10 protein-coding genes, 1 tRNA gene and 1 rRNA gene are annotated in these 9,927 nt (G+C 43.3%); 10 read left to right on the top strand and 2 right to left on the bottom strand.

All coding sequences use genetic code 11. From position 1 onward, the window contains the following. The 7 genes from rrf to ACFOZY_RS04330 form a co-directional block, all read left to right on the top strand. A 5S ribosomal RNA gene (gene rrf / locus ACFOZY_RS04360) occupies window positions 1-100 on the top strand; the annotation flags it as partial. A 42-nt stretch (window positions 101-142) separates the two neighbouring features. After that, window positions 143-218: transfer RNA gene (locus tag ACFOZY_RS04355), tRNA-Asp, on the top strand. 178 nt (window positions 219-396) lie between these two features. Further along, window positions 397-849 (top strand): tRNA (adenosine(37)-N6)-threonylcarbamoyltransferase complex ATPase subunit type 1 TsaE, encoded by a 453-nt coding sequence (tsaE, locus tag ACFOZY_RS04350; protein ID WP_378152663.1) that lies wholly within the window; start codon window positions 397-399, stop codon window positions 847-849. Further along, window positions 846-1,565: a tRNA (adenosine(37)-N6)-threonylcarbamoyltransferase complex dimerization subunit type 1 TsaB gene (tsaB, locus tag ACFOZY_RS04345; protein WP_378152661.1), complete on the top strand. Its 720-nt coding sequence runs from the start codon at window positions 846-848 to the stop codon at window positions 1,563-1,565. Before tsaE ends, tsaB begins: the two co-directional genes overlap by 4 nt. Continuing rightward, window positions 1,558-2,016 carry a ribosomal protein S18-alanine N-acetyltransferase gene (gene rimI, locus ACFOZY_RS04340; protein WP_378152659.1) on the top strand — a complete coding sequence of 153 codons (459 nt, stop codon included), beginning with the start codon at window positions 1,558-1,560 and terminating at the stop codon, window positions 2,014-2,016. Before tsaB ends, rimI begins: the two co-directional genes overlap by 8 nt. After that, window positions 2,009-3,046: a tRNA (adenosine(37)-N6)-threonylcarbamoyltransferase complex transferase subunit TsaD gene (gene tsaD / locus ACFOZY_RS04335; protein ID WP_378152657.1), complete on the top strand. Its 1,038-nt coding sequence runs from the start codon at window positions 2,009-2,011 to the stop codon at window positions 3,044-3,046. The genes rimI and tsaD overlap by 8 nt, the downstream gene beginning before the upstream one ends. A 79-nt stretch (window positions 3,047-3,125) precedes the next feature. After that, window positions 3,126-3,845 carry a YebC/PmpR family DNA-binding transcriptional regulator gene (locus ACFOZY_RS04330; RefSeq protein ID WP_378152655.1) on the top strand — a complete coding sequence of 240 codons (720 nt, stop codon included), beginning with the start codon at window positions 3,126-3,128 and terminating at the stop codon, window positions 3,843-3,845. A gap of 390 nt (window positions 3,846-4,235) precedes the next feature. Here the strand turns inward: ACFOZY_RS04330 and ACFOZY_RS04325 are convergent, their stop codons facing one another. Continuing rightward, window positions 4,236-6,170 carry an ABC-F family ATP-binding cassette domain-containing protein gene (locus tag ACFOZY_RS04325; protein WP_378152653.1) on the bottom strand — a complete coding sequence of 645 codons (1,935 nt, stop codon included), beginning with the start codon at window positions 6,168-6,170 and terminating at the stop codon, window positions 4,236-4,238. Window positions 6,171-6,310: 140 nt separating this feature from the next. On the opposite strand from ACFOZY_RS04325, the gene ACFOZY_RS04320 reads away from it, so the two are divergent. After that, entirely contained in the window at window positions 6,311-6,943 is a 633-nt protein-coding gene (locus tag ACFOZY_RS04320) for a redox-sensing transcriptional repressor Rex (RefSeq protein WP_378152651.1), read from the top strand. A 37-nt stretch (window positions 6,944-6,980) separates the two neighbouring features. Here the strand turns inward: ACFOZY_RS04320 and ACFOZY_RS04315 are convergent, their stop codons facing one another. Next, window positions 6,981-7,715: a CPBP family intramembrane glutamic endopeptidase gene (locus tag ACFOZY_RS04315; protein WP_378152649.1), complete on the bottom strand. Its 735-nt coding sequence runs from the start codon at window positions 7,713-7,715 to the stop codon at window positions 6,981-6,983. Window positions 7,716-7,916: 201 nt separating this feature from the next. Here ACFOZY_RS04315 and groES point away from each other — a divergent pair, with 201 nt between their 5' ends. Beyond that, the gene (gene groES, locus ACFOZY_RS04310; protein ID WP_378152647.1) at window positions 7,917-8,201 is read left to right on the top strand and encodes a co-chaperone GroES; all 285 of its coding nucleotides are present in this window, start codon (window positions 7,917-7,919) and stop codon (window positions 8,199-8,201) included. A 33-nt stretch (window positions 8,202-8,234) separates the two neighbouring features. After that, complete coding sequence (gene groL, locus ACFOZY_RS04305) at window positions 8,235-9,854, top strand: chaperonin GroEL (protein ID WP_378152645.1); 1,620 nt, start codon at window positions 8,235-8,237, stop codon at window positions 9,852-9,854. Window positions 9,855-9,927: the final 73 nt, after the last annotated feature.

Raw genomic sequence — 9,927 nt, 5'->3', positions numbered from 1 at the left:
AAGAGGTCACACCCGTTCCCATACCGAACACGGAAGTTAAGCTCTTCAGCGCCGATGGTAGTTGGGGGATTCCCCCTGCGAGAGTAGGACGTCGCTGGGCGAACCATCTTTATTTCTATTAATCTCTTAATAGAAACTATACGGTCCCGTGGTGTAGCGGTTAACATGCCTGCCTGTCACGCAGGAGATCGCCGGTTCGATCCCGGTCGGGACCGCCATTTTAATTTAAAATTTCTGAAACACAGCGACTTGGCTGTGTTTATTTTTATTTATCCAGAAATTAGGGGGACATGTAGCGAAGACGTGGCTCAGTGTAAAGCCTTCACCATTTGAATTTTGAATCCGGTAAAGTACACTATATATAAGAACTTGAACGTGAAAGGAACCTAACACTTTATGAAGGAACTACTAATATCCTCTTTAGAGGAAACTGAAAGATTGGCCCAAACGATTGCCGACCTACTTCAGCCGGGGGACGTGCTTACCTTAGAAGGCGATTTAGGCGCAGGGAAGACAACCTTTACAAAAGGGTTGGCCAAGGGTCTTGGCATTCAGCGGACAGTCAATAGTCCGACATTCACGATTCTTAAACAATATGAGGACGGTCGAATTCCTCTTAACCATATGGACGTTTACCGATTAGCTGATCAGGAAGAGGATTTAGGTTGGGACGAACTGTTTTATGGAGAATCCGTTACCATTATTGAATGGGCGCATCTTATAGAGGATGACTTACCGGAAGAACGATTGGACATCCGGATAGAACGGTTATCGGATACGGAAAGAAAGTTTGTGTTTCGTCCATTCGGAGAACGATATGAAAAGCTTTGTAAGGAGATATACGTATGATTTGGTTAGGAATTGATACATCCAACTATCCACTATCTGTCGCGATTGTACAAGACAACCGTATATTAGTGGAGGAAACAACTAATTTAAAGTTAAACCACTCAATCGCTACTATGCCCACTGTGGAAGAGGTCTTCAGGAAGGCGGGATTGAAGCCTAAAGAAATTGACGCGATTGCTGTAGCGGAAGGACCAGGCTCTTACACTGGGATTCGCATTGGTGTAACAATAGCCAAAACATTGGCTTGGACGCTCCAAAAACCATTGGTCGGTGTTTCAAGTATCCAATCCATCGCGGCCAACGCACTGCGTTTTAATGGAGTCATCTGCCCGATTATGGATGCAAGACGAGGCAATGTTTACTCCGGTGCTTACCGAGCTGTAGAAGGGTCTCTTCAGGAAGAAGTCAAAGATGGACACTATGCATTGGATGATTTATTAACTCGGTTGCTGGAAGCTAATGACCCGGTATTATTTCTTGGCACTGATGTTGCGATTCATTGGGAAAAGATTGAGCAACGATTAGGGACACTTGCGGTTAGAGGTACTCTAACAGAAGACTTGCCACGTGCAACTTCTTTAATTTATTTGGCTGCGCAGGAATACAATGGAGAAGGCGAAAATATCCATCACTTTGTTCCTCAATACCGAAGGATTGCTGAAGCGGAAGCAAATTGGCTAAAGGATCAGCAGAAAGCGGGCAATTCGAATGCATAACGGCATCACCTATAGAAAAATGACCTCGGATGACGTTGAGGCAGTGCATGCAATCGAAGTGGAGTCATTCACACTACCATGGACCAAGGAATCGTTTGCTTATGAAATGGCTGAAAATCAAAACGCTCTGTATGTCATAGCTGAACATGATGAAAAGGGGATTGTCGGCTACTGTGGAATGTGGGTAATTATAGATGAATGCCACATCACAAATGTTGCTGTTACTAACCGTATGCGCGGCTTTGGAATCGGGGAAGGCTTAATGAGAGAGGCGATCCGACTTTCCAAGGAGATCGGAGTGGTACATATGACTCTTGAGGTCCGTGTTTCCAATACAATTGCACAAAATTTGTACAGAAAATTAGGCTTCGCAGAAGGTGGAATTCGTAAGAGCTATTATACGGATAACTTCGAGGATGCTTTAGTAATGTGGGTGAATTTAAATGAATGAAGATCGGTTTATATTAGGAATTGAAACAAGCTGTGATGAAACTGCTGCTTCGATTGTGAAAAACGGGAACACCATCGTATCTAATGTAGTGGCATCTCAAATTGAAAGCCATAAGCGGTTCGGAGGAGTAGTGCCTGAAATTGCCTCAAGACATCACGTGGAGCAAATCACTATCGTGATAGAAGAGGCTTTAAAACAAGCGAATATGGAGCCATCCCAATTAGACGCAGTAGCCGTTACCGAAGGACCTGGTTTAGTTGGGGCTCTATTAATCGGGGTGAATGCCGCTAAAGCCTTTGCGTTTGCTAACGGTCTCCCGATGATCGGCGTGCATCATATTGCTGGACATGTGTATGCAAACCAATTAATCCAGCCGATGGAGTTTCCGCTTCTTGCGGTGATCGTTTCAGGTGGGCATACGGAAATTGTCTTGATGAAAGAGCATGGGGAATTCGAGCTCATCGGGGAGACAAGGGATGATGCTGCAGGTGAAGCGTATGACAAGGTAGCACGTGTACTTAACTTGCCATATCCAGGAGGGCCCCATATCGATCGTCTTGCACATGAAAGCGATGGAGAAATCGTATTTCCTCGGGCATGGCTTGAAGACGATTCTTATGATTTCAGCTTCAGTGGTTTGAAGTCCGCAGTGATCAATTATATGCACAACGCTGAACAACGTGGGGAAACGGTAAACCCAGCCCATGTAGCAGCAGGTTTCCAGAATAGTGTAGTCGAAGTGCTGACAACAAAAGCACTACGTGCAGCACGGGAATATAACGTGAAACAAGTAATTGCAGCGGGTGGTGTTGCAGCCAATAAAGGACTTCGTGCATCTTTGGAACAAGCATTTGCCGATGAAGGGATTCCATTTTATGTTCCGCCATTGTCTTTATGTACCGACAATGCAGCTATGATTGCGGCAGTGGGCGACTCTATGTTTACTGCCGGGGTAAGAGGGAATTTAGCTATGAACGGCCGTCCTGGCATGCCGCTCACTTCATGGTCGAAAGGCATAGCAACCGAGTAGGACTTGTAGTATAATTTTAAAGTAAAAAAATGTATTTATCCTTTAAATGGTTAAATAGTTTGAAAGAGAGTGGAATCATATGGGTCGTAAATGGAATAACATTAAAGAAAAGAAAGCCTCCAAAGATGCAAACACGAGCCGGATCTATGCGAAATTCGGACGTGAGATTTATGTAGCAGCTAAACAGGGCGAACCTGATCCGGAATCGAACCGTGCCCTCAAAGTTGTGTTAGAACGTGCAAAAACGTATAGCGTACCAAAGCATATTATTGAAAAGGCGATTGAAAAAGCAAAAGGCGGCTTAGATGAGAACTATTCTGAGCTTCGTTACGAAGGCTTCGGGCCGAGCGGCTCCATGGTGATTGTTGATGCATTGACGAATAACGTAAACCGAACAGCATCTGATGTTCGTGCAGCATTCGGCAAGAATGGCGGGAATATGGGTGTCAGTGGTTCTGTTTCATATATGTTTGATGCGACAGCAGTCATCGGCTTTGAAGGAAAATCTGCAGATGAAGCACTTGAAATTCTATTGGAAGCGGATGTAGACATTCGTGATGTGGAAGAAGAGGATGGAGCAGTAATTGTTTATGCTGAACCAGATCAATTCCATAATATCCAAGAAGCATTCCGTAATGCTGGAATTGAAGAATTCACTGTTGCAGAATTGACCATGCTTCCTCAAACAGAAGTACAACTTTCAGAAGCTGATCAAGCTTTATTTGAAAAAATGGTTGATGCAATTGAGGACTTAGAAGACGTTCAGCAAGTCTATCATAATGTAGATTTAGGAGAATAAAAGTTAAGTAAAGAGACCGGTATGAGTACCGGTTTTTTTTATTCGTCAATAGAGAACGTTTGTACTTATGCACATTCGGTGGATAACTTGTTTATAACTTGGGATAAAACAATATATTGTACGAAATTATCCACGAGCGGATTGTGGACAATAAAGATAAAATCTGTGGATAATGTGGATAAGTCTGTTGATAGGTTGATAAATGTACAATAATAATGTGAATAAATTTGTGGAAATGAAGTTGTCGAAAAAAAGGGGTTGACCAATATATATGGTCATCTCGCTATCTCTTTAGAACAATGTGAAAGTACCTCTTGGAAATTAAAGGGTTTTGTACACTTATACCCGAAATAGACAAGAAAAAACCCGGCAATTAGCCGGGTGTATTCATTATATTAGCTGTTCTAATTCTTCTTGGAGCTCCAACCATTCATTCATTGAAGCTTCCTGTTCCGACTTCAATTGATCCAAGGAGCTTTGAATTTCTAAAAGTTTCTCATGATCCTTGAATATTGCGGGATCACTCAGTTGTTCTTCTACTCTTTGAATGCTTTCATCAAGATCAGTTAATTTCGCTTCCAATGACTCCAAATTCCTTCTAATTTGTCGTTCCTTTTTCTTCGCTTCCTTATCGATTTGGGAAGTTGTTTCTTTCGAAGGGACAGCTTGAACCGTCTGAGCGGCATTCAATTCTTGCGATAGCTCCTCCAATTCCTCTTTTTTCTCCAAGTAATAGTCATAGTCACCCAAATATTCGAATGATCCATCCGAAGAGAGCTCAATCACTTTAGTCGCAATCCGATTAATGAAGTACCGGTCATGAGAAACAAATATGATGGTTCCGGGATAATCAATCAGTGAGTTTTCCAATACTTCTTTACTGTCGAGATCCAAATGGTTCGTCGGCTCATCCAAAATGAGTGTATTGGCTTTCAGGAGCATGAGCTTGGCTAATGCGACCCGTGCCTTTTCACCACCCGATAACGACGTAATCGGTTTTAGCACATCCTCACCGGAGAAGAGGAAACGTCCGAGAACGTTCCGGATATCTTTTTCATTCATTTGAGGCCACTCATCCCAAAGCTCTTGGAGCACTGTGCGGTTTGAGGACAACTTCGCCTGTTCCTGGTCGTAGTACCCGAACTGGACATTGGTCCCTTTTGCAATGGTTCCTTCCAACGGTGAAAGGTCGCCGATCATTGTTTTTAATAGCGTCGATTTGCCAATTCCATTTGGCCCAACGATCGCAATACGGTCTTCCCTGTAAACACGGAAGTCGATGTGATCCGATACTTTCTTGTCTTTATAGCCAACGGCCACGTCATTCACAGACAGGACGTCTTTCCCGCTTTGACGTTCAATTGCGAAAGAAAAATTCGCGGATTTTTCGCTTCCATCCGGAGCCTCCATCCATTCCGTCCGCTCCAACACTTTACGTCTGCTTTGCGCCATTTTCGTAGTGGAAGCCCGCGCAATATTACGCTGGACAAAATCCTCTAATTTCGCCTTTTCACCTTGTTGCTTTTCGAAGAGTTTTAAATCACGTTCATACGTTATGGCCTTTTCATCTAAATAGGAACTATAGTTTCCTTTAAATCGTTTTACTTTATGACGCGAAACTTCATAGACAATATTGACGACTTGGTCGAGGAAGTATCGGTCATGGGAAACGATGAGCAATGCCCCTTCATAACCTTGTAAATACTTCTCGAGCCAGCTGAGTGTTTCAATATCCAAATGGTTTGTCGGTTCATCGAGTATGAGGAGTTCCGGCTTCATCAATAATAGCTTTGCCAAAGCAAGGCGAGTTTTCTGTCCGCCGGATAATAGCCTAATCGGTTTCTCATAATCTTCTGGAAAGAATTTCATGCCGTGAAGGACGGAGCGGGTATCTGACTCGTATTGATAGCCTCCGCGATCTTTGAAATCATGTTGCAGCTGATCATATTCGTGCATCACTTTTTCATAAGCTTCCTGGTCATTGTATATAGCGGGATCAGCCATCTGTGCCTCTAAACCTCGTAAATTGTTCTCCAATTGACGGAGAGGTGCAAAGATATCCATCATCTCCGCCCAAATTGTCAGGTCGGATTCAATGGTTGTTTGCTGTGCCATGTACCCGATTCTGATTCCTTTAGGGATGATCAGCTCTCCGCTATCATAGGACATCACGCCCGCAATGATTTTCAGTAATGTCGATTTGCCTGCCCCGTTGCGACCGACCAATCCCACACGATCGCGGTGCTGTACTTCCAGCTTGATATTGCTTAAAATCTCTTCCGCGGCAAATGATTTATATAATTGATTGACTTGAAGGACAATCATGAAAAACACCTCAATTCTACCCTTTCAGTTTACTGGATACGGCTATTACTGGCAACGGCCTGCCCTTTACAGAATAGGGCGAAAGATGTAAGATGGAAACGATTTAACGGAGCGGAGGGCTTAACGTGAAAGATGAACACATGAAAATTCCGCAGGCTACGACTAAGAGATTGTCTCTCTATTACCGCTTTCTTCAACACTTTGCTAATGCCGGAAAAGAGCGGGTATCATCGAAGGAACTGAGTGAAGCGATGAAAATCGATTCCGCCACTATTAGAAGGGATTTTTCATACTTTGGCGCACTTGGACGTAAGGGATACGGATATGACGTTCCATACTTGCTCCGTTTTTTCCGTGAAACGTTGGATCAGGATGTTGAAACAAATGTGGCCCTCGTCGGAGCGGGAAACTTAGGAAGTGCCTTTTTAAAGTACAATTTCCATAAAAACCACAATACGAAGATTGTCGTAGCGTTCGACAACCATGCCCCGATAGATGGTGAAATCATTAGCGGCATCCCAGTTTTCCATCCGGACCGAATGGAAGAATTACTCCCTAATTACGATGTGGAAATTGCTATTCTAACCGTCCCATCTCGGTCTGCACAAGAGATGGCTGATCGTCTTGCGGAGCTGGGTATTAAAGGAATCATGAATTTTACGCCTGTCCGAATTTCAGTTCGTGATGACGTACGCGTACATACAATAGACCTGTCAGTAGAATTGCAAACCCTCATTTATTTCATTAAGAATGATGGGAAAATAGAAGAATGAAAAAACAAGAATCTGGATTTTACAGATTCTTGTTTTTTTACATGCCCGTTTTTTGGAGTTGCTCCATGTATTCAATGAATTGTTGGATCTTATCTTGGTTAAGATTAATCAAGACAACGAATCCGTTCAATAGCATATGGGCAATAATGGAGGTAAGCAGCCTTTTTGTACGATGGTAAAGAAAGGCGAATATAAACCCGGAGACAGCATACAGTAATATGTGAGAGAAATCTATGTGGATAATGGCAAAGACAATAGCACTTACAGCAGCCGAAACGAAAAAGTTTGTCTTTTTCATGAGGGAAGCGAAAATGACACGTCTGAATATGAGTTCCTCTAAGATAGGCGCAAAGAACGCGATTGCGAATATGGCAACAGGCGCAACTTTGGCAATTTCTATCAGATTCATGGTATTCTGTGAGCCAGGGTCAATTCCGAACATTTGCTGCTCGATCATACCGGCGAGCATCTGTCCGAACAACACCAAGAAAAATCCTACAATCCCCCACACGATCACAAGCCAAGTCGGCGATTTAACTCCTTTGAATACATCAAAGAATTTTTTATCCTTCCATCCAAAAATTGCCACAATGATGACTGCAGCTAACATGCTAACAAAGATCCACCAACCAGATGCGAGTAACTCAGCTTTAGACTGATCCATACCGGAAGATGTAAAAAAGGCAAAGAGAAGTGGAGCAAAAAGCAATCCTGATAACTGCATTACGATATATGTAATGAGGATGTAAAGCGCTGTTCTTTTACTTTTCACAATCAGACCCCCAAAGAAGTATACTTACGATTTTAGAGGGTTTAGACCTGCATCGCAAAGGAAACGAAAACTTGGGCAATTTTAGTAGTTCAAACTTGCAAAAGAAAACCACTTTAATTATTATTATAAGTGTGTTAGCACTCTTTGTTGGAGAGTGCTAATAAATTGAAAAACAACTTTTTTCAGAGGAGGGTGTTTCACTTGTTGAAACCACTAGGCGATCGAATCGTTATCGAATTAATCGAAGCTGAAGAAAAAACTTCGAGCGGCATTGTACTTCCAGATTCCGCAAAAGAAAAACCACAGGAAGGTAAAGTAGTTGCTGTGGGAACTGGCCGCACTTTGGAAAATGGCCAACGTGTTGAATTGGAAGTCAAAGAAGGCGATAAGATTATCTTCTCGAAATATGCCGGTACAGAAGTGAAGTATGAAGGAAATGAATATTTAATTCTTCGCGAAAGCGACATCTTGGCCATTGTAGGCTAATACTCAATAAGGAAATTAGGAGGAGGATTACGAATGGCAAAAGAAATTAAATTTAACCAAGACGCACGTGGCTTAATGCTTCGTGGAGTAGATAAATTAGCGGACACTGTTAAAGTAACGCTTGGACCAAAAGGACGTAACGTCGTTCTTGAGAAAAAATTCGGTTCACCACTTATTACAAATGACGGTGTAACAATTGCGAAAGAAATTGAATTAGAAGACGCATTCGAAAACATGGGTGCAAAATTGGTAGCAGAAGTTGCTTCCAAAACAAATGATATCGCAGGTGACGGTACAACTACTGCAACGGTTCTTGCGCAAGCAATCATCCGTGAAGGTTTGAAAAACGTAACAGCTGGGGCTAACCCTGTCGGTATCCGTAAAGGAATCGAAAAAGCAGTTGCATCTGCAGTTGAAGGCTTACGTGAAATCTCCAATGAAATCAAAGGCAAAGAAGAAATCGCTCAAGTAGCATCTATTTCTTCCGGTGACGATGAAGTTGGATCTTTGATCGCTGAAGCAATGGAACGCGTTGGCAACGACGGCGTTATCACAATTGAAGAATCCAAAGGCTTCACGACTGAACTTGACGTTGTAGAAGGAATGCAATTCGACCGCGGATATGCTTCTCCATACATGGTAACGGACTCTGATAAGATGGAGGCTGTTTTGGATAACCCATTCATCTTGATCACTGACAAGAAGATTGCAAGCATCCAAGAAATCCTTCCTGTTCTTGAGCAAGTAGTACAACAAGGAAAACCATTATTGCTTGTGGCTGAAGATGTTGAAGGTGAAGCGTTGGCTACACTTGTCGTCAACAAACTACGTGGTACATTCAACGCAGTAGCTGTTAAAGCTCCTGGCTTCGGTGATCGCCGTAAAGCAATGCTTGAAGACATCGCTATCCTAACTGGTGGTGAAGTCATTACTGAAGACCTTGGTCTTGACCTTAAATCTGCGAACATCACACAATTGGGCCGCGCAGCGAAAGTCGTTGTTTCGAAAGACAACACAACAATCGTTGAAGGCAATGGCGACTCCGACAAGATCGCTGGCCGCGTGAACCAAATCCGTGCGCAACTGGAAGAAACAACTTCCGAGTTCGACAAAGAAAAACTACAAGAACGCCTTGCGAAATTGGCTGGCGGCGTAGCAGTCATCAAAGTTGGTGCTGCAACTGAAACAGAATTGAAAGAACGTAAACTTCGCATCGAAGACGCATTGAACGCTACTCGTGCGGCAGTTGAAGAAGGTATCGTATCCGGTGGTGGTACTGCACTTGTCAACGTCTACAACAAAGTTGAAGCAGTTGCTGAAACAGTTGAAGGCGACGAAGCTACAGGTGTACGCATCGTTCTACGTGCCCTTGAAGAGCCACTTCGCCAAATCGCGAATAACGCTGGCCTTGAAGGATCCATCGTTGTAGACCGCCTAAAACGCGAAGAAATCGGTGTCGGCTTCAACGCAGCTGACGGCACATGGGTAAACATGATCGATGCAGGTATCGTTGACCCTACTAAGGTGACACGCTCCGCACTTCAAAACGCAGCATCCGTTGCAGCATTGTTCTTGACTACTGAAGCAGTAGTAGCAGACATTCCTGAAAACAACCCAGCTCCAGCAATGCCGGATATGGGCGGGATGATGTAATTAATAGAAAAAACCAGTTCAATAAGGGGTTTCAGGAATGAGAGTAGCGAAATGCTCACATTCAATATAAGAC

This window comes from Chungangia koreensis (genome assembly GCF_042651785.1).
GTDB classification, from domain to species: Bacteria; Bacillota; Bacilli; order Bacillales_A; family Planococcaceae; genus Chungangia; species Chungangia koreensis.
Note: the sequence above shows the minus strand (reverse complement) of the source record. Positions and strands in the feature narration are given on the sequence as shown.